This is a genomic window from Xylanibacillus composti (assembly GCF_018403685.1).
GTDB classification, from domain to species: Bacteria; Bacillota; Bacilli; order Paenibacillales; family K13; genus Xylanibacillus; species Xylanibacillus composti.
This window is the reverse complement of record NZ_BOVK01000016.1, coordinates 64,319-90,822: the sequence shown is the minus strand read 5'-3', so window position 1 is coordinate 90,822 and position 26,504 is coordinate 64,319. Positions and strand designations below refer to the sequence as shown.

General features: G+C 51.9%; 30 protein-coding genes. All 30 read left to right on the top strand.

What is annotated here, in order from left to right:
• The first annotated feature begins 82 nt into the window (after positions 1–82).
• The 30 genes from dprA to flhB all read left to right on the top strand — a co-directional run bounded on the left by dprA (position 83) and on the right by flhB (position 26,503).
• A complete protein-coding gene (gene dprA, locus XYCOK13_RS07360; protein ID WP_213411280.1) occupies positions 83–1,246 on the top strand; it encodes a DNA-processing protein DprA in 1,164 nt (387 codons plus the stop codon).
• A 44-nt stretch (positions 1,247–1,290) separates the two neighbouring features.
• Positions 1,291–3,381, top strand: a complete 2,091-nt coding sequence (gene topA / locus XYCOK13_RS07355) for a type I DNA topoisomerase (protein ID WP_213411277.1) — start codon at positions 1,291–1,293, stop codon at positions 3,379–3,381.
• 26 nt (positions 3,382–3,407) lie between these two features.
• On the top strand, positions 3,408–4,721 hold the full coding sequence (gene trmFO, locus XYCOK13_RS07350; RefSeq protein ID WP_213411275.1) for an FADH(2)-oxidizing methylenetetrahydrofolate--tRNA-(uracil(54)-C(5))-methyltransferase TrmFO: 1,314 nt from the start codon (positions 3,408–3,410) through the stop codon (positions 4,719–4,721).
• A gap of 19 nt (positions 4,722–4,740) precedes the next feature.
• Positions 4,741–5,634 (top strand): tyrosine recombinase XerC, encoded by an 894-nt coding sequence (gene xerC / locus XYCOK13_RS07345; RefSeq protein ID WP_213411273.1) that lies wholly within the window; start codon positions 4,741–4,743, stop codon positions 5,632–5,634.
• A 13-nt stretch (positions 5,635–5,647) separates the two neighbouring features.
• Positions 5,648–6,190 (top strand): ATP-dependent protease subunit HslV, encoded by a 543-nt coding sequence (gene hslV / locus XYCOK13_RS07340; protein ID WP_213411272.1) that lies wholly within the window; start codon positions 5,648–5,650, stop codon positions 6,188–6,190.
• A 36-nt stretch (positions 6,191–6,226) separates the two neighbouring features.
• Complete coding sequence (gene hslU / locus XYCOK13_RS07335; RefSeq protein WP_213411270.1) at positions 6,227–7,630, top strand: ATP-dependent protease ATPase subunit HslU; 1,404 nt, start codon at positions 6,227–6,229, stop codon at positions 7,628–7,630.
• Positions 7,631–7,651: 21 nt separating this feature from the next.
• On the top strand, positions 7,652–8,437 hold the full coding sequence (gene codY, locus XYCOK13_RS07330; RefSeq protein ID WP_213411268.1) for a GTP-sensing pleiotropic transcriptional regulator CodY: 786 nt from the start codon (positions 7,652–7,654) through the stop codon (positions 8,435–8,437).
• A gap of 272 nt (positions 8,438–8,709) precedes the next feature.
• Positions 8,710–9,120, top strand: a complete 411-nt coding sequence (flgB, locus tag XYCOK13_RS07325; RefSeq protein ID WP_213411267.1) for a flagellar basal body rod protein FlgB — start codon at positions 8,710–8,712, stop codon at positions 9,118–9,120.
• A gap of 6 nt (positions 9,121–9,126) precedes the next feature.
• A complete protein-coding gene (gene flgC, locus XYCOK13_RS07320) occupies positions 9,127–9,576 on the top strand; it encodes a flagellar basal body rod protein FlgC (RefSeq protein ID WP_213411265.1) in 450 nt (149 codons plus the stop codon).
• Between the two features lie 97 nt (positions 9,577–9,673).
• Entirely contained in the window at positions 9,674–9,979 is a 306-nt protein-coding gene (gene fliE / locus XYCOK13_RS07315; protein WP_213411264.1) for a flagellar hook-basal body complex protein FliE, read from the top strand.
• Between the two features lie 43 nt (positions 9,980–10,022).
• A complete protein-coding gene (gene fliF / locus XYCOK13_RS07310; protein ID WP_213411262.1) occupies positions 10,023–11,627 on the top strand; it encodes a flagellar basal-body MS-ring/collar protein FliF in 1,605 nt (534 codons plus the stop codon).
• A 14-nt stretch (positions 11,628–11,641) separates the two neighbouring features.
• Positions 11,642–12,655, top strand: a complete 1,014-nt coding sequence (fliG, locus tag XYCOK13_RS07305) for a flagellar motor switch protein FliG (protein ID WP_213411261.1) — start codon at positions 11,642–11,644, stop codon at positions 12,653–12,655.
• The gene (locus XYCOK13_RS07300) at positions 12,648–13,496 is read left to right on the top strand and encodes a FliH/SctL family protein (RefSeq protein WP_213411259.1); all 849 of its coding nucleotides are present in this window, start codon (positions 12,648–12,650) and stop codon (positions 13,494–13,496) included. Before fliG ends, XYCOK13_RS07300 begins: the two co-directional genes overlap by 8 nt.
• Positions 13,489–14,802 carry a flagellar protein export ATPase FliI gene (gene fliI, locus XYCOK13_RS07295; RefSeq protein ID WP_373314353.1) on the top strand — a complete coding sequence of 438 codons (1,314 nt, stop codon included), beginning with the start codon at positions 13,489–13,491 and terminating at the stop codon, positions 14,800–14,802. Before XYCOK13_RS07300 ends, fliI begins: the two co-directional genes overlap by 8 nt.
• Before the next feature lie 10 nt (positions 14,803–14,812).
• Positions 14,813–15,256 (top strand): flagellar export protein FliJ, encoded by a 444-nt coding sequence (fliJ, locus tag XYCOK13_RS07290; protein ID WP_213411255.1) that lies wholly within the window; start codon positions 14,813–14,815, stop codon positions 15,254–15,256.
• 43 nt (positions 15,257–15,299) lie between these two features.
• Positions 15,300–16,205: a MotE family protein gene (locus XYCOK13_RS07285; protein ID WP_213411253.1), complete on the top strand. Its 906-nt coding sequence runs from the start codon at positions 15,300–15,302 to the stop codon at positions 16,203–16,205.
• 34 nt (positions 16,206–16,239) lie between these two features.
• Entirely contained in the window at positions 16,240–17,700 is a 1,461-nt protein-coding gene (locus XYCOK13_RS07280; protein WP_213411250.1) for a flagellar hook-length control protein FliK, read from the top strand.
• Positions 17,701–17,731: 31 nt separating this feature from the next.
• On the top strand, positions 17,732–18,364 hold the full coding sequence (locus XYCOK13_RS07275) for a flagellar hook capping FlgD N-terminal domain-containing protein (protein WP_213411248.1): 633 nt from the start codon (positions 17,732–17,734) through the stop codon (positions 18,362–18,364).
• Positions 18,361–18,759, top strand: a complete 399-nt coding sequence (locus tag XYCOK13_RS07270) for a TIGR02530 family flagellar biosynthesis protein (protein WP_213411246.1) — start codon at positions 18,361–18,363, stop codon at positions 18,757–18,759. Before XYCOK13_RS07275 ends, XYCOK13_RS07270 begins: the two co-directional genes overlap by 4 nt.
• A 111-nt stretch (positions 18,760–18,870) precedes the next feature.
• Entirely contained in the window at positions 18,871–19,692 is an 822-nt protein-coding gene (gene flgG / locus XYCOK13_RS07265) for a flagellar basal body rod protein FlgG (protein ID WP_213411244.1), read from the top strand.
• A gap of 71 nt (positions 19,693–19,763) precedes the next feature.
• Entirely contained in the window at positions 19,764–19,991 is a 228-nt protein-coding gene (locus XYCOK13_RS07260; RefSeq protein WP_213411242.1) for a flagellar FlbD family protein, read from the top strand.
• Entirely contained in the window at positions 19,984–20,463 is a 480-nt protein-coding gene (locus XYCOK13_RS07255; RefSeq protein WP_213411240.1) for a flagellar basal body-associated FliL family protein, read from the top strand. The genes XYCOK13_RS07260 and XYCOK13_RS07255 overlap by 8 nt, the downstream gene beginning before the upstream one ends.
• Before the next feature lie 40 nt (positions 20,464–20,503).
• Positions 20,504–21,502: a flagellar motor switch protein FliM gene (fliM, locus tag XYCOK13_RS07250; RefSeq protein WP_213411238.1), complete on the top strand. Its 999-nt coding sequence runs from the start codon at positions 20,504–20,506 to the stop codon at positions 21,500–21,502.
• Positions 21,492–22,712 carry a flagellar motor switch phosphatase FliY gene (fliY, locus tag XYCOK13_RS07245; RefSeq protein WP_213411236.1) on the top strand — a complete coding sequence of 407 codons (1,221 nt, stop codon included), beginning with the start codon at positions 21,492–21,494 and terminating at the stop codon, positions 22,710–22,712. The genes fliM and fliY overlap by 11 nt, the downstream gene beginning before the upstream one ends.
• A 27-nt stretch (positions 22,713–22,739) precedes the next feature.
• Entirely contained in the window at positions 22,740–23,102 is a 363-nt protein-coding gene (locus XYCOK13_RS07240; protein WP_213411234.1) for a response regulator, read from the top strand.
• Positions 23,103–23,136: 34 nt separating this feature from the next.
• A complete protein-coding gene (locus XYCOK13_RS07235) occupies positions 23,137–23,622 on the top strand; it encodes a flagellar biosynthetic protein FliO (RefSeq protein WP_213411232.1) in 486 nt (161 codons plus the stop codon).
• Positions 23,615–24,286 carry a flagellar type III secretion system pore protein FliP gene (gene fliP / locus XYCOK13_RS07230; protein WP_213411230.1) on the top strand — a complete coding sequence of 224 codons (672 nt, stop codon included), beginning with the start codon at positions 23,615–23,617 and terminating at the stop codon, positions 24,284–24,286. The genes XYCOK13_RS07235 and fliP overlap by 8 nt, the downstream gene beginning before the upstream one ends.
• Before the next feature lie 14 nt (positions 24,287–24,300).
• Entirely contained in the window at positions 24,301–24,570 is a 270-nt protein-coding gene (gene fliQ / locus XYCOK13_RS07225; RefSeq protein ID WP_213411228.1) for a flagellar biosynthesis protein FliQ, read from the top strand.
• Positions 24,571–24,582: 12 nt separating this feature from the next.
• Positions 24,583–25,389, top strand: a complete 807-nt coding sequence (gene fliR / locus XYCOK13_RS07220; protein ID WP_244865052.1) for a flagellar biosynthetic protein FliR — start codon at positions 24,583–24,585, stop codon at positions 25,387–25,389.
• A gap of 22 nt (positions 25,390–25,411) precedes the next feature.
• Complete coding sequence (flhB, locus tag XYCOK13_RS07215) at positions 25,412–26,503, top strand: flagellar biosynthesis protein FlhB (RefSeq protein ID WP_213411226.1); 1,092 nt, start codon at positions 25,412–25,414, stop codon at positions 26,501–26,503.
• The last annotated feature ends 1 nt before the right edge of the window (position 26,504 follow it).

Sequence of the window (26,504 nt, the reverse complement as noted above, 5' to 3'; positions counted from 1 at the left end):
GTAAGCAACCTTCCATACCCTTTTAATAGGGCGTGGAAGGTTTTTTTTATTGATTTCCCGTTGGGAGAGAGGATGAGAGGATATGGACAAGAAATGGCTGCTGTTCGGGCTGCATGAAATGGAAGGCGTTGGATGGAAGTCGATTGCGGGCATCGTCGAGGCGACGCATAATCTGGAGATGGATGTCGAAGAAGGGAAAGGGGGATGGTTGTCAGACGCGCTGCTTGCCCGTGCTGGGGTTAGAAAGGATATCGCGGGCAAAGTGCGTGACACCCTCACAGCCTCGTTCATTGAGAGGAGGCGGGAAGCGTATGAAAAAGCGAATATCGGCATCATAACCAGATTCGACGACACCTATCCCAGCTTGCTGAAGCATGCGGATTCCCCGCCTTGGATACTTTATTACAAGGGAGACTTGAAGATGCTTCAGCTGCCTCAAATCGCGATTGTCGGTACACGCGTGCCGACGGCGTATGGCAAGCATGTGGCGCAGCAGCTCGGTCAGGAACTGTCGGAACGAGGGTATGCTGTAGTAAGCGGCATGGCCCGAGGCATTGATGCGGCGGCTCATGCGGGCGCGCTCTCGGGATGCGGAGGAACGATTGCCGTGCTCGGGGCAGGGCCGGAGCGCATTTATCCTCCGGAAAATCGCGTGCTTTACGAGAGAATCGCAGAAAAAGGCTTGATACTCAGCGAATATCCGCTTGGGTCTGCGCTGCACCCGATCAAATTTCCGAGACGCAATCGCATTATTGCCGGTTTGAGCTTTGGGACCGTAGTCGTGGAAGCGGCAGAACGCAGTGGCGCGCTAATTACGGCTGATATGGCCGCGAGCGCCAATCGCGAAGTGTTCATCGTTCCGGGACCGATTACATCACCGAAAAGCAGGGGAGTATTGAAATTATGGGGAGAGTATTCGGTAACCCCCGTTTGGAGCGCAGACGGGGTTGAGGCAGGAATCAGCCATTTGCTGACACCGGATTGGAAGGCGGCGATGAACGAGCGAACGGGCAGCAAAGCTGCTGTTCCTGCGGGGAATTTACCGGGATTGCAGGATGCCCAGCCCTTGTCTGAAGACGAACGGCGAATTTTGGATATCCTGGCTAACGCTCCCGCTTCAATCGATGAGTTGGAAGCTGCTACGAAATTCCCGTTTGGACATTTGCATTCAGTTCTGCTATCTTTACTAATGAAGAAAAAGATTGAACAAAAATCCGGATCTTATTTCCACTTCATCACGTATTAGCCCGGTAATCGCGAAATAGACTCGCATAAGGGGGGAAACCGCCTATGGCCGATAACCTGGTCATCGTAGAATCACCGGCGAAAGCCAAAACCATCAGCAAATACTTAGGCAAACAATTTATAGTAAAGGCCTCCATGGGCCATGTCCGTGATCTCCCGAAAAGTCAGATTGGCGTAGAGGTCGAAAAGGACTTTGAACCGAAATATATAACGATACGCGGCAAAGGCAATGTGCTCAAGGAATTGAAGGATGCCAAGAAGAAAGTCAAGCGCATCTATCTTGCAGCTGACCCGGATCGTGAAGGGGAAGCCATTGCCTGGCACTTGGCCCATTATTTAGACATTGACGAGACGGATGTGTGCCGCGTAGTCTTTAATGAGATTACGAAGCAAGCGGTGAAAGACGCCTTCAAGAATCCGCGGCCGATCAATATGGATTTGGTCAATGCGCAGCAGGCAAGACGCATTTTGGACAGGCTGGTCGGTTACAAGATTAGCCCGCTGCTGTGGAAGAAAGTGAAGAAAGGCTTGTCGGCTGGCCGCGTCCAGTCTGTCGCCGTCAAGATCATCATTGATCGGGAAAATGAAATCAAGGCCTTCGAACCAGTGGAATATTGGAGTATTACCGTTCGGCTTTCGATCGATGGGAATACATTCGAGGCGAAGTTCCATGGCATCGGCGGGGAGAAGAAGGAGCTGTCCAACGAGGCGGAGGTTAAGCAGGTGCTGGCCGCCATAGAGGGCAAGCCGTTTGTAGTCAGCGATGTGAAAGAGAAGGAACGGCTGCGCCACCCGGCTCCGCCCTTCATTACCAGCTCATTGCAACAGGAAGCCGCGCGAAAGCTGAATTTCAGAGCTGCCCGAACGATGTCTGTTGCCCAGCAGCTTTATGAAGGCATCGATCTTGGGAAGGAAGGCTCTGTCGGTCTCATTACATATATGCGTACCGACTCCACGCGGATATCGCCTGTAGCTCAAGAGGAGGCGCGGGAATACATCAAGGACAAGTTCGGCGATGCTTACGTGCCCGAAGAGCCCCGAAACTATGTGAAGAAGGGCTCCAATGCGCAGGACGCGCACGAGGCGGTGCGCCCTACCTCCGCCATGCGCGATCCGGAGTCGGTGAAGTCCTATTTGTCCCGCGACCAGTTCCGGCTGTATAAATTGATATGGGAACGATTCATCGCCAGTCAGATGGCCTCCGCCGTACTGGATACGATGAGCGTCGATTTGAAGGTCGGCGATGTCTTGTTTAAGGCGAACGGCTCGAAGATCAAGTTCCACGGATTTATGAAGGTCTACGTGGAAGGCAATGACGACGGTACGAAGGATGAAGAAAAATTCCTGCCGCCGCTGAAGCCTCAGGATCAGCCGGTTCTGGAGCAGACAGAGCCGAAGCAGCATTTCACGCAGCCTCCTCCTCGCTACACGGAAGCACGTCTCGTCCGGGCTTTGGAGGAGCAGGGAATTGGCCGGCCAAGCACGTATGCTCCGACGCTGGAGACGATACAGAAGCGCGGCTATGTTGCGCTGGAGGACAAGAAGTTCGTTCCAACGGAGCTTGGCGAGCTTGTCATACAGCTGATGGAGGAATACTTCCCGGAAATACTGAACGTGGAATTTACGGCAAATATGGAAGACGAGTTGGACCATGTGGAAGAAGGCAGCGAGGATTGGGTGAAGATCCTCAAGGAATTTTACGCCACCTTCAAGCAGCGGCTGGACGTAGCCGAAGAAGAGATGGAGGAAATCGAGATTGAGGACGAGGTTTCCGATGAGATTTGCGAGAAATGCGGCCGACACTTTGTTTACAAGATGGGGCGGTTCGGCAAGTTCCTGGCATGCTCCGGTTTCCCGGACTGCAGAAATACGAAGCCCATCGTGAAGGATACCGGCGTGGCATGTCCGACTTGCGGCAAAGGCAAGATTGTGGAGCGCCGGAGCAAGAAGGGCCGCCTGTTCTACGGCTGCGACCAGTACCCGGAATGCGAATTCGTGTCATGGGATAAGCCGGTGGCGGAACCTTGTCCGGAGTGTTCCGGCATGATGGTGGAAAAACGCTCGAAAGCGGGGTTGTCCCACCAATGTGTAGCTTGTTCGCACAAGGTGGCGAAGGAAGAACAAGAAGAAGCGTGAGCGCAACAGAGAAGGAGGACGCTAGGATGAGCGCTGCACAAGGTGTAACGGTGATTGGCGCCGGACTCGCAGGAAGCGAGGCGGCGTGGCAGATCGCCTCGGCAGGCGTACCGGTCACACTGTATGAGATGAGACCGGTTCGCAAAACCCCCGCGCATCATACGGAACGATTTGCCGAATTGGTCTGCAGCAATTCGTTGCGGGCGAATGGCTTAACCAATGCGGTAGGCGTGCTCAAGGAGGAAATGCGCCGCCTGGATTCGCTGATTCTAAAAGCGGCCGACCTCCATGCCGTTCCGGCTGGCGGCGCGCTGGCAGTCGATCGGGAAGGGTTCTCCGACGAAGTGACGCGCACACTGAAGAACCATCCATTGATCGAATTTCGAAATGAGGAATTGACGGAGATTCCCGAAGGCATTGTCGTAATCGCTACCGGACCGCTTACCTCGCCTGCCCTGTCCGAGCGGCTGCAGGCGTTGACCGGCGAATCTTATTTTTACTTTTATGATGCCGCTGCGCCAATCATCGAGAAGGATTCTATCGATATGAGCAAGGTGTATCTCGCTTCCCGCTACGATAAAGGCGAAGCGGCGTACTTGAACTGCCCGATGACGGAGGAGGAATTCAGCCGGTTCTACGAGGAGCTGATTCAAGCTGAAGCCGTGCCGCTGAAGGACTTCGAGAAAGAAGTATACTTCGAAGGCTGCATGCCGATCGAAGTAATGGCCAAGCGCGGCAAGCAAACGGTGCTGTTCGGCCCGATGAAGCCTGTCGGTCTCGTCAATCCGCATACCGGGGAGCTGCCGCATGCTGTCGTGCAGCTGAGGCAGGACAATTCTGCAGGAACCCTATATAATATGGTAGGATTTCAGACGCATCTGAAGTGGGGAGAGCAGAAAAGAGTATTTTCTCTCATTCCCGGTCTGGAAGAAGCGGAGTTCGTACGATTTGGCGTCATGCATCGCAACACGTTTATCAACTCGCCCAAGCTGCTTGAAGCGACTTATCAGCTAAAGAGCGAGAACCGGCTGTTCTTTGCCGGCCAGATGACCGGCGTGGAAGGGTATGTGGAATCGGCAGCGTCCGGGCTCGTCGCCGGGATGAATGCGGCACTGGCCGCAAAAGAGCAACCGTTGCTCGTTATGCCGAAGGAAACGGTCATTGGCAGCTTGGCGCATTATATCACTACTGCGGAATTCCGTCATTTCCAGCCGATGAATGCGAATTTTGGCCTGCTGCCGCCGCTTGCCGTGCGGATTCGAAAGAAGCAGGAGAAGAATGAGGCCTTGGCGAATCGCGCCTTGCAGGCATTGGAACCTTATCGCAAGCAAAGCGTATAACCTGTTAGGGGGGAACGGCATGAAGGATAATCGGCTGCTCGACAGCTTTCTGCATTATCTTGAAGTTGAGAAAAATGCGTCTGCATACACACTGGAGCATTATGCAGCCGATTTGCGCGATTATTGCGCGTTCCTTAAAGAGCAGCGTATCGAACGTTTCGTCGAGGTTAACTATTCAGATGTGCGCATGTATTTGGCCGCGCTGCATGCCAGAGAATATGCGCGTTCCAGCATCGCTCGCAAGCTGTCAGCCCTCCGTTCCTTCTACCAGTATCTTATGCGGGAAGGCGAATTGGAGGCAAGCCCGTTTCACCATATTCGCACACCCAAGCTTGAGAAGAAACTTCCTTCCTTCCTCTATGTAGAGGAGATGCAGGCGATATTGGAGGCGGCGGATCGCGACGGGCCGCTGGGATTGCGGGACCGGGCTATTGTTGAGATGCTGTATGCCGGAGGAATGCGGGTCAGTGAACTGGCCGGACTTGATCTCCAGCATGTCGATCTTGGCATCGGGACTGCGCTAGTGTATGGCAAAGGCGCGAAGGAACGCTACGTTCCGCTGGGTGAATACGCCCTGCATGCGCTCAAGCGCTACTTGCGAGATGCCAGGCCCGCATTGGCACGCGAAGGCAGCGGCTTCGCCTTGTTCTTGAACCATCGGGGGACGCGCTTGACCGAGCGCAGCGTACGCAGGGTATTGAACAGTCTTGTAGAGCGCAGCGCGCAGGGAAGACGGATTTCCCCGCACACGTTCAGGCACTCGTTCGCCACACATATGCTGGAGGCGGGTGCGGATTTGCGAACTGTGCAGGAACTGCTCGGGCATGCCAACATATCAACAACGCAAATTTACACCCATGTAACCAAGGATCACTTGCAGTCCGTTTATAATCGGGCTCATCCGAGAGCCTAAGGAGGTTGAAGGGATGAACGCAAGCTTTCATGCAACAACGATATTTGCGATCCGGCACAATGGCAAGGGAGCCGTATCCGGTGACGGTCAAGTGACCTTCGGAAATCAGATGGTCATGAAGCAGCATGCGAAAAAAGTAAGAAGGCTGTACAGGGGGAATGTGATAGCTGGCTTTGCTGGTTCTGTAGCAGATGCCATAACCCTGTTCGAGAAATTTGAGGCCAAGCTGGAGGAGCACGGCGGCAATCTGCAGCGCGCTGCTGTCGAGCTTGCCAAGGATTGGCGTTCTGACCGCGTGCTGCGCAGACTGGAAGCGATGATGGTTGTCATGGATGAGCAGTCGCTGCTCTTGATCTCTGGCAACGGCGAAATCATCGAACCGGATGACGGCATCGTTGCGATTGGATCGGGTGGCAGCTTCGCGCTTGCAGCAGGCCGTGCCCTCAAACAGTATGCGCCGCATATGGGTGCCGCTGAAATATCCAAGGCAGCTTTGCAAATGGCTGCGGATATTTGTGTATTTACCAACCATAATATAGTAACAGAAGAAATATAAAAAGCGGACTGTTGATCAAACGGGAGGGGTGGACGCATGAATCAAAAGGCAATGACGCCAAGGCAAATTGTAGCCGAATTGGATAAGTACATTGTCGGACAGAAAGAAGCGAAGAAATCGGTAGCCGTCGCGCTGCGCAATCGCTACCGGAGAAGCCAGCTGGACGAAAGCATTCGTGACGAAATCGTGCCCAAGAACATCTTGATGATCGGCCCCACAGGCGTCGGCAAGACTGAAATTGCCCGCAGGCTGGCGAAGCTGACTGGAGCGCCCTTCGTCAAGCTGGAGGCAACCAAGTTCACAGAGGTAGGCTATGTAGGCCGGGATGTGGAATCCATGATACGGGATTTGGTGGAAACTGCCATCCGCATGGTGAAATCTGAAAAGACCGAAACCGTCAAGGAAAAAGCGGAGCAGCAAGCGAATGAACGCATCATTTCGATTCTGGCCCCGTCCCCCAATCGCCATCGCGCAGGCAAAAATCCGCTGGAGATGATTTTTGGCGGCGCAGGCGCGCAGGAGGATGCAGACGATGATCAGCAGCACGCGAATCAAGATCTGCAGGCCAGACGGGCACAGCTGCGTGAGCGATTGAGGCGAGGAGAGCTGGAGGATCAAATTATTGAAATTCAAGTGGAAGACAACTCTCCTTCCATGCTGGAAATGTTCACGGGACAAGGCAATGAACAGATGGGCATTAATATGCAGGAAATTTTCGGCAATATGATGCCGAAAAAGACGAAGAAGCGCAAGCTGCCGATTAAGGAAGCGCGCAAGGTGCTGATGCAGGAAGAAGCGAACAAGCTGATTGACATGGACGAAGTGTACCAGGAATCGATTGAACGCGCAGAGCAGAGCGGCATCATTTTTCTCGACGAAATCGACAAAATCGCAAGCAAGGATCGCGGCAGCGGTCCGGACGTCTCTCGCGAAGGCGTACAAAGGGATATTCTTCCGATCGTAGAGGGCTCGACCATTATGACGAAGTATGGTCCGGTCAAAACCGACTATATGCTCTTCATAGCAGCGGGAGCTTTCCATATAGCCAAGCCGTCTGACTTGATTCCGGAGCTGCAGGGAAGATTCCCGATACGGGTCGAATTGAACAGCTTGACGCAAGAAGATTTTGTACGCATTCTTAAGGAGCCGCAAAACGCGATGACGAAGCAGTATACGGCGCTGCTGGCAACAGAAGGCATCACCGTAGAATTTTCGGACGAAGCGATAGCGGAGCTGGCCCGTATAGCAGCGGAGGTGAATCAGAACACAGACAACATCGGTGCCAGAAGATTGCATACGATATTGGAGAAGCTGTTGGAGGATCTGTCCTTTGAAGCACCCGATATTACAATGGAATCCATTGTCATTACGCCGGAGTATGTTCGGGAGAAGCTGGGTGACATAGCACGAAACCGAGATTTAAGTCAATATATCTTGTAAAAAACTAGTGGGGGCTTTAAGATGAGTCTGCTGAGTAAGACACGACGATTAAACCGAATGCTGCAAAAAGCGGCTGGACAAGCTGTGAACTTTATGGAAGTGGCGGAAGTACTGAAGGATACGATACGAGCAAATGTGTATGTCGTTAGCCGGAAGGGGAAAATTCTAGGGTACTCTGTGATTACGCCAATCATATCCGAGCCTGTGCGACAAATGATCGTAGAGGACCGGCAGCTGATTCCAGAGCTGAATGAAAAATTGCTGGCGATTCGGGAGACAACTACGAATTCCGGGATGGATCCGGAAGCAGGCGGAGAACAGTGGCGACAAGAATTGACCCGTGTTTTTGAAGATAAAATGATGACGGTCGTTCCGGTTATGGGGGCAGGCTCCCGCCAAGGGACGCTGCTGCTCGTACGTTTCAATGAAGCGTTTGTGGATGATGATCTGATATTGGCGGAATACGGCTCTACAATCATTGCGATGGAAATCCTGCGCGAGCGTACAGAACGAATGGAGCAGGATGCCCGGAACAAGGCGGTTGTTCATGTTGCTGTAGAATCGTTGTCCTTCAGCGAACTGGAAGCTGTCGAGCATATCTTCGGCGAGCTGGAAGGTCCTGATGGGCTGCTGGTTGCCAGCAAGATCGCAGACCGGGCCGGCATCACCCGTTCGGTCATTGTCAACGCGCTGCGCAAGCTGGAAAGCGCGGGCGTGATCGAAACAAGGTCGCTTGGCATGAAAGGGACCTATATCAAAGTGTTGAACGAATATTTGACTGACGAGATCGCCAGGGCTAAGGCCTAATGAACTGCGGTTGATAAATTTAGATATTCAAGACTATGGAACTCCTAAAAAGTCCTGCTTTTCGCGTGAAAAGACAGGACTTTTTTCTTATTGTCTCCTTTTTGCTTTTCCCCCATTATGAGAAACAAGAAGGAAATTTTCTTGTTGGAAGCTGTCGAATAGAATCGTTTTTTTATGGTTTTTCTGTTTGCAGGGAGGAATTATGCGTCCTATGTTGAATATGTACCTAGTCTGAATGTCTATATTTGTCGGTGCAAAAAGGGGGGCGAAAGATGGATTTTCTGAACAGCAGCCTGATCAACCGCTTGGAACGCTCCTTGGACGCGGCTTCGCTTCGCCAAAATGTCATCACCCATAATATTGCGAATGTGGATACGCCGGGATTCAAGCGTTCGACAGTCAGGTTCGAGGAATTTCTGCAAGAGGAGCTGAATCGCAGTTCGTCCAGTCTGGCAGGCAGACGGACGCATGAGAAGCATTTCAGCTTCGGCAGTACAATTGCGGGAAACAGCGGCCCTGTTATTCAAACGGACCACTTGTCCGTTATGAACAATAACAAAAACAATGTGGATATCGATGCTGAAATGTCCATGCTTGCCAAAAATCAGCTGAATTACAATATGCTCGTGCAGCAAATCAGTCATGAACTGCGCAGCATCAGAACTTCGATAGGAGGTCGGTAATCCGCTATGAAATTGACGAATGCATTTGATATCAGCTCTTCTGCACTAACTGCGCAGCGATTTCGGATGGATGTCATATCTTCGAATATCGCGAACGCCGAAACGACACGCGGGGAATATGTCAATGGGCAGTGGGTCCCGTATCAGCGTAAGCTGGTAGTCATGGAACCGACAAGAAACCAGTCCTTCGACACCATTCTTCAGCAAGAAATGAACCGGCATACGGGCAGCGGGGTGAAAGTAAGCAGGGTGATCGAGGATCCATCCCCGTTCAAACAAGTATACAATCCTGCTCACCCAGATGCGGATGCAAACGGTTATGTGCGCTTGCCAAACGTGGATATCATGAAGGAAATGGTGGACATGATATCGGCAACCCGCAGCTATGAAGCGAATGTAACGGCGCTGAATGCGTCGAAAAGCATGTTCATGAAAGCTCTGGAAATCGGGAAATAGCCTTTACAGATAGTTTCGTAATCGAATCTATATTTATGACGGTCGAAAGAAGAAAAAAGTTTTAAAGAAATTTTTTTAACGGCGAAGGAGGGGGAATATGATCAATCCAGTCAATGCTGCTGGCGCAGAAAAAGTGCTGGCTGCAGTGAATAAAGAGAAGTCCGCTGGAGCCGTTGCTTTCGGAGAAAGCTTCGCATCGTTTCTAGACGATGCCATGGGCAAGCTGCAAGCCCAGCACGGCGTAGTCGAGCAATTGGGCAACCAGTTCATGGTGGGGAATTTGGATGATGTACATAAGCTGACCATTGCCAATGAAAAAGCGCTTCTTGGTTTGGAGCTTACCGTGCAAGTGCGTAACAAAGCTGTAGAAGCGTATCAAGAAATCATGCGTATGCAAATTTGATGTTGCGTCGGCATATAGCCAGGTAGTTGGATGAGGTGAAACAGTGAACGAAGCTTTGAGCCGCTATAGGGATAAAACCAAACAATTCTGGAATCGAATGGACATCAAACAGAAAGTACTTTCTGTTTCAATTGTAGTTCTGACCGTGCTTGTTATTGCTCTGGTCATATTCAATTTCTCCAAGACGGAGTATTCTTGGGCTTTCCGTGATCTGGACGCTACGGACATGGCCGCAGTCAAGGACTATTTGGAGTCAACGGGTATTCCGTACAAGTTCGGACCGGACGGCAGCAGCATCGCGGTGCCTACCACAGAAGTGACGAGAGTGAAGGTGGAGGCGGCTTCACAGGATTTGGTGCAGAACGGCTCACAGGGCTTCGGCATATTCAAAGACAACATATCCAGCTTCGGCATGACTGACAATCAGTTTGCCGTGCTGAAGGACGATGCCCTCGCAGGTGAAATCCAAAAGCAGATTAATACGAAAGAGGGAGTAGTAAGCTCCAAGGTATTGCTGGCGATGCCGGAGTCAAGCGTGTTTATTAGCGATAATCGAGAGGACAAAGCCTCCGCTTCCGTATCGATCAATTTTCGTCCCGGCTATCGCGCAAGCCAGGAGTATATTGACTCTCTGTACAATATCGTCCGACTTAGCGTAGGAAGCGAATTGCTGCCGATCGAGAATATCACGATTACGGATCAGAAGGGCGAGCTGCTTCCATCCTCCAAACTCAACGGAGGCATCGGCAATACCGCGAATGTAGTGCTTCAGCAAATGCAAATCAAGAAGGAATATGAAGAGGATATCAGACGAAACATTGAAAGCTTTTTGGGCACGATTCTGGGTTCGGAAAAGGTTGTCGTCAGTGTAGTTTCCAGTCTCAATTTTGATCAGCGAGCCCGGGAAGAACGGCTGTTCCAGCCAGTCAATACCGAAGATCAGACGGGCATTGCCCGCAGTGTTCAAGAAATCCAGAAGAACTACACGAATACCGGCGCGAACGAGGGCGGCGTGCCTGGAACGGGAGCGCCCGATGTCCCGGGGTATCAGGGCAACATGGGACAAGGAGAATCCAGTTCTGAAGAAATAAGCTCTACGATTAATTATGAGATCAACGAGATTACGCAATCGATCATTTCAAGCCCGTATGTGGTGACGGACTTGACTATTTTCGCTGGCATAGAACCGCCAGATCCGCAAAATCCCGATTCGTTGTCGCAGGAAGTGAAGGATGAAATCGAGCAAATGCTTGTAGGCATCGTCAATACTTCCTTGGCCGACAGCGGTCGCTCCTTCACTACTGAGGAGCTGCAAGGCAAGGTATCCGTCATCACTCAAAATCTCCGCGGCGTCAACGGCTATGCAAGCGATTCAAGCGGCGGCGGAAGCAACGCGCTGTTCTACGGCATCGGTGCTGCTGTACTGGCGGCCATTGCTGCGCTTGCGTTCTTCGTGATGCGACGCAGGAGAGCGGCAGAGGTAGAGGAAGAGTTTGAGGAAGATGTAGCGGCAGCGATTGAGCAGCCTACAATAGACCTGGAATCGGTACGGAACGAAAATCAGGTCAAAAAACAGCTGGAGTCTCTGGCCAAGAAGAAGCCGGAAGAGTTCGTCAACCTGTTGCGTACATGGCTGGCTGAGGAATAGGGGTGTCTGGAGGTATGGCAAATATGCAGCAAGGATTGAGCGGCAGGCAAAAAGCGGCTCTCCTGCTCATTTCGCTGGGACCGGAAGTTTCTGCGAATATCTTCAAGCATCTTCGCGACGAAGAAATCGAGCAGTTAACGTTGGAAATTGCCAATGTGCGCAAGGTCAGCAGTGAAGAGAAGGAAGCCGTGCTGAATGAGTTTCACGAAATATGCGTTGCCCAGGAATATATTTCGCAAGGCGGGATCACTTACGCCAAGGACATATTGGAAAAGGCGCTTGGTTCCCAGAAAGCGATTGATATTCTGAACCGACTTACTGCGACGCTGCAGGTGAGGCCGTTCGACTTTGCACGGAAAGCCGATCCCGCACAAATATTGAATTTTATCCAGAATGAGAATTCGCAGACGATTGCATTAGTGCTGTCTTATTTGTCTCCCGAACAGTCATCGACAATCTTGTCGTCGCTGCCCCAGGAGAAGCAGGCTGATGTTGCCAAGCGGATCGCGATGATGGACAGCACCTCGCCTGAAGTGATCAGTCAAGTGGAGCGGGTGCTGGAGCAGAAGCTGTCCTCGACCGTAACGCAAGACTACACGAATGCGGGCGGTATCGAGTCCATCGTTCAAATCTTGAATGGGGTAGACCGCGGAACGGAGAGAACGATCCTCGATGCGCTGGAGATTCAGGACCCAGAGCTTGCAGAGGAAATCAAGAAGAGAATGTTCGTCTTCGAGGATATTGTCTCGATCGACAATCGTTCGATTCAGCGGATTATCCGCGATATTGAAAATGCCGATCTGCAGCTTGCGCTTAAGGTGGCTAGCGAGGAAGTGCGCGATGTCATCTTTAAGAACATGTCCAAGCGGATGGCCGATACCTTCAAGGAAGAGATGGAGTTTATGGGGCCGGTTCGGCTGCGTGATGTGGAAGAGGCGCAAACGCGCATTGTATCGATTATTCGTCGTCTGGAAGAAACCGGTGAGATTATTATAGCTCGCGGTGGAGGAGATGATATCATTGTCTAATTTGATCAAATCCTTTCATTATATACCTGTAGACGACAAGAAAATGATTGAATCGATAGCGCCTGCTATTGTCCAGCGCCCCGCCAAAACCGGAGCGCAGGCAGAGGACGAGCCTGAGCTTTCGCAGGAAGAACAGCGCAAAACAGAAGCTTGGCGCAACCAAGTGATGCAAGACGCGGAAGCGCTGGCGGAAGACACGATTCAGCAGGCCAGACAAGAGGCCGAGGAGCTTCGCCAGGCCGCCAAGCAGGAAATCGCTGCTTGGTGGGAGGCGAAGCGAGCGGAAGATGAGTCGGCAACTGCTTCCGCGCGCGAACAAGGTTATGCAGAAGGGTACGAGCAAGGCAAGCTGGAAGCCGAGCAGCGAGTGCTGGAGCAAAATAGGGAGCGCATCGAGGAAGCGGCGGCTATATTGGAAGCGGCCGTACGCATGAAGCAGGAAATTATTCAAGAAGCAGAGCCGTTCCTGATTGAGCTCAGCAGCTCTATTGCCGAGAAGATTATAGGCCGGCAGCTGACGCTGACTCCGGAGTGGACCATTGAGATGATTCGCAAGGTGCTTGCTAGGCGCAAGGACAAGGGGATCGTCTCGCTATGTGTTGCTCCTTCCCAATTTGCTTTTATCCATGGGTACAAGGATGAACTGACCTTGTGCATCGACTCTCAAGCAGAATTGGAAGTGCTGCCTGATGCAACTGTACCGGAGCATGGCTGTGTCGTGCGCACCGCGATGGGCAGTCTCGATGCCCGTATTGACACGCAGTTAAGTGAAGTCAAGCACGCGTTGGTGCAGCTGGCATCAGCAGGCGGGGAGATGAGCGGCGATGGCATCGATGCCTGATTTGCAGAAGTATTTGGAAGAACTGCGGCACCTGGATCCGATTCGCACCAACGGCAAAGTCATGCAGGTGATCGGGTTGACGATTGAATCGGAAGGGCCGGATGCGCGAATTGGAGACATCTGCCATATCTATCCGTTCAAATCCAAGCATCCGCTTGCGGCAGAGGTCGTTGGTTTCAGAAACAACCGTGTGCTGTTGATGCCTCTAGGCGAGCCGCAGTCGATCGGGCCCGGCTGTGACGTGGTGACTACCGGCAGACCTTTGACCGTTCAAGTGGGTCACGAGCTGTTAGGGAAAGTGCTGAACGGTCTTGGGCAACCGCTGGATGGAAGCCGCTTGTCCACGAGAATGTCCCGGTACTCGACGCACAACATCCCGTCTAATCCGCTGCAGCGCCCAAGGGTAACGGAGCCGATTAGCGTTGGCGTGCGATCGATTGACGGCTTGCTCACCATTGGCAAGGGACAGCGTGTGGGCATTTTCGCCGGGTCCGGTGTGGGCAAGAGCACACTGCTCGGCATGATCGCGCGCAACACGTCAGCGGATGTGAATGTCATAGCGCTGATTGGCGAACGGGGCCGGGAGGTGCTCGACTTTATCGAGCGGGATTTGGGGCCGGAAGGACTGGCCCGTTCGATCGTCGTCGTGGCGACATCCGACCAGCCTGCGCTGATTCGTATCAAAGGCGCGCTCATTGCCACTTCCATCGCTGAGTATTTTCGCGACCACGGCATGAATGTCATGCTGATGATGGACTCCGTTACACGGTATGCGACAGCGATGCGCGAAGTGGGACTTGCTGTAGGCGAACCGCCTGCGACACGCGGATTCACGCCAAGCGTGTTCGCCAATATGCCGAAGCTGCTGGAAAGGGCGGGCACGTCGCCGACAGGATCGATCACGGCATTTTATACGGTGCTGGTTGACGGGGATGACATGAATGAGCCGATCTCCGATATGGTTCGGGGGATTCTGGATGGTCATATCGTCCTAAGCCGCAGCTTGGCGAACAAAGGGCAGTACCCGGCGATTGATGTGCTGGGCAGCATTAGCCGGGTTATGAACGATATTGTGCCGCCCGAGCATCAACAGGCCGCAGAACAGCTGAAGAGATGGCTCACGGTTTACCGAGATTCAGAAGACTTGATCAATATCGGCGCCTATCGTCAAGGCTCCAACATAGAGATTGACAAGGCGATTGACTATTACCCGTATATTCAATCCTTCATGCGACAGAAGACCAATGAAAAAGTGACGCTGCAAGATTCTGTAGACAAGCTGATAGAGCAGTTTGGTGGAGGTTGATGGAATCAAGATGCTATACCGCTATCCGTTGCAAAAAATAGTCGATTTGAAGAACAACGAGAAAAAACAGGCGGAATGGATGCTGGCTGCGGCAGTCGGGCAGCTCCAGACTGAAGAACAGGGACTGCAGGGCATTCTGGCCGAGAAGCAGCGAGTGCAGGAGACGATGAAGCAGAGCTCTTCCGCATCCGTCTCGATCCAGAGTTTGCAGCTGCTTCAGGAATATGTGGATCACCTGGCAAGGAAAGCCGAGGAGCAAACGGCTCAGGTAAATAAAGCGCAGCAGCGGCTGGAGCATTCTCAGGATCAGCTGAAGGGCTGCATGCTGGACGAGAAAAAGTGGAGCATGAGCAAGGAGAAGGCGTATCAGCATTACATACGCGATCTCGGCAGAAAAGAACAGAATGAGCTGGATGAAATCGCCGTCGTGCGATTTGCCGGATCGCATGGATGACCATTCTTCGTACAAGACGGCTGGCATAAGGGAGGTGGATTAATTGGCAGAAGCAGATATCGAAAAATCTTCATACGGCATGATGGAGCGCATTATTGGGATTATAGTCATTCCTGTGCTGTTTACTGTCATCTTGACGGTTGTGTTGCTCTCTCTTTTTGGATTTGATGTCTCCCGCTCCATCCTAGAAACGGCCAATCAGATTCCACTGCTGAACCGAGTCATCCCTGATCCGAAACCGGACGATGCCCTGCTCGCTGACGATGCTGCGGACAGCGCTGCACAGCCTGCGCCGAAAGCGGAGGATCTGCAGGAGCTAAGGCAGCAAATTGAGTCTTTGACGCTGGAGAAAGAGGCTGGAGAAGAACAGCTGAAACAGCGGGAGGAAGAGATCCGGCAGCTTCGGGAGCAAATCCAGACCATGCAAGATAGGGATGAGCGCGCCAGCATAACGGAGGAAGAGTATGAAGCACAGATTGCCCAAGTCGCCAAAATCTATTCCGATATGTCGGCTAGTAAAGCTGCACCGATCATGGAAAATATGACATTGAGCGAACGGGTGCTGTTGCTGTCCAAGATGAAGACAAGCGCTCAGGTCGCCATATTGGAAAAGATGAATCCACAGACGGCGGCGACCACATCCGTGGCATTGAAGGATATTCAAACGGTAGAGGATATTCGAATCTCAGCCCTGCAGGAGCGCTTGGAGACGCAGGAACCGCAAGAGTCAGAAGCCTTCACGCTGGAGGAGCTGGGCCGAACGTTCGCGGCTATGGATGCAAGGAGTGCGGCACAGCTGCTGCTTGAAATGGCCAAGACCAATGAGGGCAGGGTGGTGTCCGTGCTGAAGAAAATGGAGCTGCAGCCGCGCTCCGCCGTACTTGCCCAGATGAGCGGTCTATCTGAATCTGACGCAGCCCGAATTTCAGGGAAGCTGTCATCGGAATAAACGGGTATATCCTGGAAAGGAGGTGAAAACAAAGATGAATCTATTTATTCAAGGAGCAATGGTCTCCAGCGGTACAACTGCTGCGGCTGGCGTGGCAGGCGGGACACATTCGCCTGCATCTGAAGGAAAAGCGGCTGGCGGAGGATTTTCTGCATTGCTCGGAGCTATCATGGGTGGGCAGAGCGGTCAGACGACGGGGAGTACTTCATCCGGCAGCGGATTGCTCGCCATGCTTGCAGCGGGCGTGCTTGTCGGAGACAAGCAGCTGGAAGGAGAATGGGCGCTGACAGCCTCCGAAGTTGAAGATGCGCTTGCCCAGCTTGAGGAGCTGCTGGCCCGGTATTCGGCCGAGACTGGCGAAGATCCAATTGCCGCACTGATGGGCTTGCCGGTGATAGCCGACTGGCTGGCGCAAGTATCCGCGCTTCAGCAATCGCTGACTGAAAATGGCAGGGGTGGTGGAGAGCGGACGGCATTTGACTTTGCCAAGGCAGAGGGCAACGACAGTCTGAGCAAGCTGCTGGCTCTGGCGCAGTGGCTGGACCGCGCTTCAGCGACTCATTCGGACAATCAGCAGCTGCAAAATTTGAGAACGGCCTTCGATAAGTTGATCCTGCCTGTTCTGGAGCATGCGGCAAAAGCATTTCCGGAGCTTCACCAGGCTGCGAACAAGCTTGCTGCCTTTCACTCGACAGGAAGTGTTAGCGGGGAAGAATTGACGCTGCGCAACAGTGCAGACCAACAACCGCAGGCCAAGGCAACCGCTTCGGCACCCGTACATATCGCCTCTGTCAGCTCGAACAACGAACAGGCGAATGTACCGGCGCGCGTATCGGTTGCAGACTTGCAGTGGCCTTCCGTGTGGAACCGGCATCAACTGACTCAGGCTGGCGTTCAACTGAACGGCGCGGCAACCGGGGATTCGGGTCCGATTCATTCATTGACAGCAGATGAGGCGGCACCGACGACTTCAGCTGCGCAAGACGTGAAGCCTGCGCTGCCTGCAGAACCGGCCAAACCTTCCGCACCTGTTGCACATGCGAATCAGCTTGTCAAGGACATGAACGCTCTTGTTGTCAAACAGCTCTCATTCCAGAAGGGCGAAGGCTTCAGCGAAGCTCGAATCACACTGATGCCGGAGCATCTGGGACAGGTGACCATCAAGCTGACAATGATGAATGGTCAATTGACCGCGCATTTCGTCGCTGAAACTATGGCAGGAAGAGAACTGCTGGACAGTCAGCTTTCTCAGCTTCGCGCCTCTCTGCAAAACCAAGGCATTCAGGTGGAGAAGCTGGAAGTAACCCAGCAAACTTCAACGTCGGCATTTTTCCAGGACCAGCGGGAGCGTGATTCGCAACAGCGATTCCATCGTCCACAACAAGGCAACTCAGGCGGATATGACAGTTGGGACGACAGTTTCGACGCAGCACTGGAAGAGACTGCGCAAACATCGTGGCTTCGAAACGGAACTTCGTTCGAAGTGACTGCCTAGCACAAGCTTTGGTCCGGGAGGTGACGAACACATGAAGAGTCCGATTTGGCCGGTGTACAGCAAACAGAATATGCCGCTGTCCACCGAGGAGAGGAAGTCTAACGATGTCCTTGGGAAGGACGAATTTTTGAAAATATTAATTACCCAGCTGCAAAATCAGGATCCTAGCCAACCGCTGCAGGACAGAGAGTTTATCGCTCAGATGGCCCAATTCAGTTCCGTGGAACAATTGATGAATATGTCCAAGGAAATGGGAGCATTGCGGCAATCGCTGGGCATATCCTCTGATCTGATCGGCAAGGAAGTGTCCTGGCTAGGGCTGAGCGGCAATTCCATAGTGGAAATGTATGGTGTCGTAGACTCCATTCTTTTCAGCAATGGCATACAATATGCGAAGATCGGCGAACATGCCATCCCGATTGATGAAATTATTCGTGTGACGATACCGGAGCAACCGTCTCCTACTGATCCGGCGGATGAAGTGCCTGATCCGGATGAAGGTTCCGGAGATCCGGTCGAGGATGTAGAGGAACCAGGCGACGGTTCAGATGAACCAATTGGGGATGCGGACGATCCTCAGTCGAATCCAGACGACCCGGCGGATGGCGAGGATGATGGCACAGAGCAGGAAGGCGATCCTTCGGCTGAAGGTGGAGCAGCATGAAGCCCGTCCATTACCAACCGTATGTAGCAGGTCGCATAGCGCCAGTTCAACCGAACGCCCAGCCGCAGAAAGCAGGCAAGCAGGCAGCGGTTTCGAACAGCCATACGACTGCATCGTTCAGTCAAATCCTCGATTCCCGCTTGCTGACGTTCAGCAATCATGCGGAGCAGCGGCTTCAGCAGCGAGGCATTCGCTTGCAGCATGATCAGCTCGTCAAGCTGAGCCATGCGGTAGACAAGGCTGAACAGAAGGGTGCCAAGGACTCGCTGCTGTTCATGAAGGACATGGCATTTATCGTCAATATCAAAAGCCGTACCGTCATCACGGCATTAACGGGGTCGGCGATGAAAGATAACGTCTTTACTCAGATTGATAGCGCAGTAGTTGTCGATTAACAGGCTGGACCTTGCAGGAGGCCTAGGACTTGCGGAACGACAGAAGCAGTCATTCGACACAAAAAGAAGGAATTCGTCAAATAGAAGACGAAATGAACAGGAGGAACCCGCATGTTAAGATCATTGTACTCAGGCATTTCAGGAATGCGCGGATTTCAGACGAAGCTGGATGTCATCGGCAACAATATCGCCAACGTGAATACGGTTGGCTTCAAGGCAGGCCGCGTGATGTTCAAGGACATTCTGAGCCAGAATATTTCCGGCGTGACCGCTCCTACAGATGAAAACGGCGGCGTCAACGCCAAGCAGATTGGTCTTGGCGTCACAATCGCTTCCATCGATACGATTCATACGCCCGGAAGCGCCATGACGACGAATGTGCCGACAGACTTGCGCATTGACGGCGACGGCTTCTTTGCGGTATCGCCGAACGCAGACGGCGAAGTCGCTTACTTGACCCGTGCCGGTAATTTCACCTTGGATGCGAACCGCAACCTGGTCAATGCCGATGGCATGTTTGTCCTGGATTCGGATGGCGGCATCATTACGCTTGAGGAGGGGGTTACTTCCTTCTCTATCTCGCAAGACGGCGAAATCATTGCTGTGGATGAAGACGGCAATGCAGAAGGCACGGACATTCGCATCGGGGTAGTGGTGGTCACGAATCCATCCGGGCTGGAGAAGGTTGGCGGCAACTTGTATCGCGGTACGACTAACGCTGACTTGGAGGCTATCATCGACCTGATCGGCGAAGCCAACGACCCGGAAACAGGCTCTGGCTCGATCATTTCCGGTCAGCTCGAAATGTCCAACGTGGACCTGACTAACGAATTTACCGAAATGATTGTGGCGCAGCGCGGATTCCAGGCGAACTCCCGCATCATTACCACATCCGATGAAGTGCTGCAAGAAGTTGTCAACTTGAAGCGATAGACGTAACTAAGGAAACGGGATGAGGAGCAGCCCTGTTCTTCATCCCGGATTCCGCCAATATGGAGGAAACTATGATAACGGTGACCCGTTTGAATCATTCACGCATTACCGTCAACGCGTTGATGATCGAGACTATAGAAGCGACGCCGGATACATTGATTACCTTGGTCAGCGGTAACAAGTTTAATGTTCTGGAGCAGGTCGATGAAGTGGTGCAGTTGATCCAGGATTATATGCGCGCGATCGGGCCGATTCAAGCGATGGTGAAAACCGGGGAGGGAGTGGATCATCATGTTTAAGAAGATGCTGCCCTGGATAATCATGATCCTTGTTGTCATCACCTTGATTACAGGCGCTGCTTTTGTACTATGGTATTTTGTCATTGATGACTCACCGGCCGGTGCGGGCAACCAGATCGAGCAGACGCTCGAAGGAGAGGAAGCGCCGCAAATCCCGGCAGACAAGCGAATGGAATTAACGGTTCCGCTCGATAACGTGGTGACGAATTTGGCGGATCTGGATTATGTCATTAAATTGAGCTTTGCCTTTCAACTCGACAATGAAAAAGCAAAGCAAGAATTCGAACTGCTCGAACCTTCGGTAAAAGCTACGGCTATTCGAATCCTGAGGGATACCATGCCTGAAGAAATTCAGGGAAGCCAGGGACAGGACGCTCTGGTCACGAAAATGATGAATCAACTGAACGCTTTGCTCCTGGAAGGCAAAGTCTTGCAAATCGAAATCACAGACATTATTGTGCAACAGTCTTAATTCATACATTGATTTTACGGCGTATAGGGGGTGAGGGATCATGGTTGATGTGTTGTCTCAAAATGAAATTGATGCCCTGTTGACAGCACTGTCATCTGGCGAGATGGATGCAGAGGAGCTGAAGAAGGAAGAGACGGAAAAGAAAATCCGTGTCTATGATTTCAAACGGGCTGTACGGTTTTCGAAAGATCATATCCGCAGCCTTACGCGGATTCACGAAAATTTTGCCCGCTACTTGACGACCTTCTTCAGCGCACAGTTGAGAACCTTTGTGCAAATTCATGTTGTTCAAGTGGAGCAATTGCCCTATGATGAGTTTATTCGCTCCATTCCCAAAATGACGATTTTGAACATCTTTGAGGCAGAGCCGCTGGAAGGGCGCATGGTGCTGGAGGTTCATCCGAACATTGCCTTTGCCATGCTGGATAGGCTGCTTGGCGGCACGGGTACCACCCCCAACAAAGTCGGTGCATTGACAGAGATCGAGACGATCGTGCTGGAGCGCATCTTCAATCGAGCGTTCGGCACCCTGCAAGAAGCTTGGAAGACGGTGCTGGATATCGCGCCGCGTATGGAGGCGCTTGAGACGAATCCGCAATTTATGCAGATTGTCTCGCCGAACGAAACGATTGCGCTTATTTCGCTCAGCACGAAAATCGGGGATACGACAGGGATGATCAATTTATGTATTCCGCATGTGGTCATTGAGCCGATCATGTCCAAGCTGTCGGTTCACCACTGGTTCGTTTCCCAGAAGAAAAGCCGTGCCCCCGAGGAAGTGGAGGCGCTGGAAAAGCGGGTGCAAAAAGCTAAACTTCCGATTATTGCGGAGCTGGGCAACTCCACAATATCCGTTCACGAGTTTTTGAACTTGTCTGCCGGAGATGTCATCAAGCTGAACAAGCCGGTGGGGGACGGACTTGACATCAGAATCGGGGAGAAGCTGAAGTTCATCGGCGCTCCCGGTGAAGTCAATAACAAAATGGCTGTCAAGATTGTGGATGTGATCGCGGAAGGGGAGGACGAATATGACGAGTAAGGATTATTTATCGCAAGAAGAGATTGACGCGCTGCTGAAGCAGTCTTCGGATGAGAGCGCGCCTGCAACAGAAGCCGGCCAGCCGGACGTCAACGACTATTTGGACAGTCTGGAGCAGGATGCGTTAGGGGAGATTGGCAATATCACGTTCGGAAGCGCTGCTACTGCGCTCTCCACGCTGCTGGGCAAGAAGGTTGACATCACGACGCCCAGAGTGTCCGTCGTGGCCCATTCCGAGCTTGAGAACGAATTTCCGCAGCCGCACGTAGCCGTTCACGTGAATTATGTAGACGGCTTTGAAGGGATCAATCTGCTTGTCATTCGTACGGAGGATGCCAAGGTGATTGCCGACCTGATGCTGGGGGGAGACGGAACGAATACAGAGGGCGAGCTGAATGAAATTCATGTCAGCGCAGTCCAGGAAGCGATGAATCAGATGATGGGGTCGTCGGCCACATCCATGTCCACGATATTCAACCGATTCGTTAATATTTCGCCTCCCGGGATTGATGTGTTGAATTTCGCAGACCCGTCCGATGCGGAAACGATTCCGCATGAAGACGTTTATATTAAAGTATCGTTTCGCTTAATCATTGGCGATTTGATAGATTCCAACATCATGCAGCTGCTTCCCGTTTCCTTTGCCAAGGAAATGATCCAGTTGCTTATGGGGGGAGGCGATCCGGCGACGGAGGAACCTGCGGTTGAATCTTCAGCAGGCCAGGCAACGCCGACTGTTGCAGAAGCGCCGATGCAGCAAACACCGCCGCCAGCAGCGCCGCCGCAGCCGCCTTATCAGCAGCCGTATGAGCAGCCGGCCATGCCTCAAGCAGGGCAGCCAGCCCCATACCCGCCTGCCGGATACGGAAATATGCAGCAAGGCCGCAATGTGAATGTGCAGCCGGTGCAATATGCGAATTTCTCGGGCACTCCTTCCGTATACGCGGAGGATCCGAATCTGAACATGCTGCTCGACATCCCTCTGAAAGTGACAGTCGAGCTGGGGAGAACGAAACGGCAAGTAAAGGATATTTTGGAGCTTTCGCAAGGCTCGATCATCGAGCTGGACAAGCTGGCTGGCGAACCGGTTGATATCTTGGTGAACAACAAGCTTATCGCCAAAGGGGAAGTCGTTGTCATCGATGAGAATTTCGGCGTTCGCGTAACAGATATAATCAGCCAAGCGGATCGCATGCAAAAAATACAATAACACCATACACAGGAGGATAAACAGATTATGGCGAACAAAATTCTGGTTGTTGACGATGCAGCGTTCATGCGTATGATGATTAAAGATATTTTGACCAAGAATGGATATGAAGTTGTAGGCGAAGCCAGCGACGGAGCAGTAGCGATTGAGAAGTTCAAAGAATTGAAGCCCGATCTCGTAACGATGGACATAACGATGCCAGAGATGGACGGGATTACGGCGTTGAAAGAAATCAAGAAGATTGACAGCAACGCGAAAGTTATCATGTGCTCGGCGATGGGGCAGCAAGCGATGGTCATTGATGCGATTCAGGCTGGAGCAAAAGATTTTATTGTAAAGCCGTTCCAAGCCGACCGTGTCATCGAGGCTATCAAGAAGACGATGGGATAATGGAAGGGTTTGTGATTCGAAAGGAACGGTCAACATGAGTTCCTTTTCTTATTTCGTCAATTTCGTTTGGGTGCTGTTTGTCTTGTTGGTCATCATCGGTTGCATTGTGGTGCTGATCAAATTTTTATCGCAGAAGAACAGGGCGTGGCAATCGACGCAAGGCATGGATTTGCTGGCAGTCATTACAGTCGCGCCCGGAAAATCTGTGCAACTAATTGAAGTCGGCCACTCCCTCTATCTCATTGGCGTCGGAGAAGATATCCGGTTGATGCAGAAGATTGATAGTGTGGAAGAAATCGCGGCAATTAAAGCGAGGCTGATGTATGAGAAAGAACGGCAGCCCTTTCAGTTGTCGAATCTGTTGCGGCGTCGGTCTTCCCCAACAAGCGGGGAACAGCACGGCAGCCCATCTTCCCCGAACGCTTCCTTCGAGGAGCTGTTTGCGAAGCAGATGAGCCAAGTGTCGGACCGCAATCGCCGAATCGAGCAATTGCTGCAGGAGGATAGGCGCAATGATTAAGGGATTAGCCGTGCTCCCTGACATACCGGGCGTTGAACCGTCAAGCACGGTCACGATTATCCTGTTGATTACCGTACTCAGCCTGGCGCCCGCGATATTAGTGCTGATGACCAGCTTCACGAGGATTGTCATTGTCCTTGGGTTTGTGCGGACGGCGTTGGCTACGCAGGCGATGCCTCCAAACCAGGTCATCATCGGCTTGGCCATGTTCCTTACCTTCTTCGTGATGGCTCCTACATTCGGACAAATAAATGAAACGTCTTTTCAGCCGATGGTCCGAGGAGAGATTACCCAGCAGGAAGCTTTGGATCGAGCGGTCATACCGTTGAAGGATTTCATGGCGAAGCAAACCCGGCCTAAGGATCTGGAGCTGTTTTTGGATTACAGTCGGGCAGACAGGCCGGCCAATATTCAAGATATCCCGTTGACTGCGCTAATACCGGCATTCGCAATCAGCGAATTGAAAACAGCGTTCACGATGGGATTTGTCATTTTTATTCCGTTCCTGGTCATTGACATGGTTATTGCCAGCGTCCTGATGTCCATGGGGATGATGATGCTGCCTCCGGTGATGATTTCGCTGCCGTTCAAGATCCTGCTGTTCATTCTGGTAGATGGCTGGCATCTGGTTGTGAAGTCGCTGTTGCTTAGTTTTCAGACGTGACGGAGGGATAATCGATGAGTACGGATGAAGTCATTCATTTGGCTGGCGAAACGGTGTATGTCATTCTCAAGTTGAGCGTGCCGCTTATGCTGGTAGCGCTCATTGTCGGCCTGTTAGTGAGTATCTTCCAGGCGACGACTCAAATTCAGGAGCAAACCTTGGCGTTTATTCCGAAAATCCTGGCTGTACTGGTATCCGTCTTTATATTTGGACCTTGGATGGTCTCTACTATAGTGGATTTTACAGAGAATTTATTCGTTAATCTGTATAGATTCATAGGTTAGGTTGGTTGGAGAATGCAACTGGGATTGATGGAGCAGGTTCTGCAGATTCTTCCTATTTTTTTGCTAGTACTCTGTCGAATCACGGCTTTTTTTGTCACGTCTCCCGTGTTTTCGATGCAGGGGGTGCCGGCTCCTTTCAAGATTGGGCTGGCGTTCTTCGTATCCTTGATCACCTTTATGGCGATGCCGTTTGAATCGTCGCCTCCATTCGATGCAGCTTATATGCTGCTTGTAGTCAAGGAAGTCCTTATCGGCTTGTTATATGGATTTACCGCTTATTTGTTTTTTACTGTCGTCCAAATCGCAGGCTCGTTGGTCGATACGCAGATGGGTCTCGGAATCGCGAACGTCATGGACCCGATGACAGGCGCTCAGAGCCCGATACTCGGCAACTTCAAGTTTTTTATCGCGATGCTGCTGTTTCTTGCATTGAACGGCCATCATTACTTGCTGAAGGGAATCATGGAGAGCTACAACTTTCTTCCGATCCTGTCCGATTCGTTATTTCTGACGATCGCAAATGGCAATCTGAGCACCTTCCTGGTGCAGGCGTTTGTTTCAGCCTTTTACCTGGCCTTTCAGCTGGTGGCGCCGATGATCGTTTCGCTGTTTCTAGTCGATGTAGCGCTGGGAATGCTGGCGAGAACTTCGCCGCAATTTAACATTTTTGTAATAGGGTTGCCTGTGAAAATCATGGTCGGGTTGTTTCTGTTATTTGTGATGGTGCCGGGAATGGGCTTTTTGTTTCAAGATTTGTTTGCCATTCTGTTCAGGCACTTGGATGAAATGATGCTGATGTTCCAACAGGGGACGGGCTAATTTCGCATGCGGGGGGCTATCCGTGGTAGAACATAGAAGGCTGAAGCTGGATTTGCAGCTGTTCGCCGGGGAGAAAACCGAAAAAGCGACACCTAAGAAAAAACTGGATGCCCGGAAAAAAGGACAGGTCGCGAAGAGCAACGAGATTCCTTCGGCCTTTATCATGCTGTTTGTTTTTTTGGCCTTCATGATGTTTTCCGGTTTTTTTCAAGGCCGCATGAACAATTTTTTTACTGTAGCCTATACCGATTATATGCAGCTCGAGATTACGACATCCAATGTCAGCATACTGTTCAGTCAGCTTGCTTTTCAAGGCACGATCATCTTGTTGCCGATTATGATTATCGCAGTAGTGACCGCTTTTCTCGGCAATTATATTCAGTTTGGTTTTCTTGTGTCGGGCGAGCCCTTGAAGATGAAGCTGAACAAGCTGAACCCGATTGAGGGAGCCAAAAAGATCTTCGCCATACGGGCATTGGTGGAGTTCGCCAAATCCGTGCTGAAGCTGATCGTCATTGGAGTCGTCGTTTCATTTACACTTTGGCTGGAACGCAGTACATTGCTTTCTTTAAGCTCCATGCCGCTCGAAAGCACGTTTGCGTATGCGGCCAGAATCACATTGTTGATCGGGCTGCAGATAGCTCTGCTGCTAGTCGTACTTTCGATCTTCGATTACATGTATCAAAAATACGAGCACGAAAAATCGCTTCGCATGTCGAAGCAGGATATCAAGGACGAGTTCAAAAAGATGGAAGGCGATCCGCTAATCAAAAGCAAGATTCGGGAAAAGCAGCGTCGCATGGCCATGCAGAGGATGATGCAGGAAGTACCGAATGCGGATGTAGTTATCACGAACCCGACGCATTACGCGGTTGCGCTGAAATACGACAGGGAAAAGATGGAGGCTCCTTTTGTCGTGGCAAAGGGACAAGATTACGTAGCTTTGAAGATTAAAGAAGCCGCACAAAGAAGCGGCGTCATAACAATGGAAAACAAGCCGCTTGCACGCGCGCTGTACGCTCAGGTGGAGATCGGCGAGCCGATACCGGACGATCTGTTCCAGGCGGTAGCGGAAGTGCTGGCCTACGTATACAAGGTGAAAGGAAATGCATAAG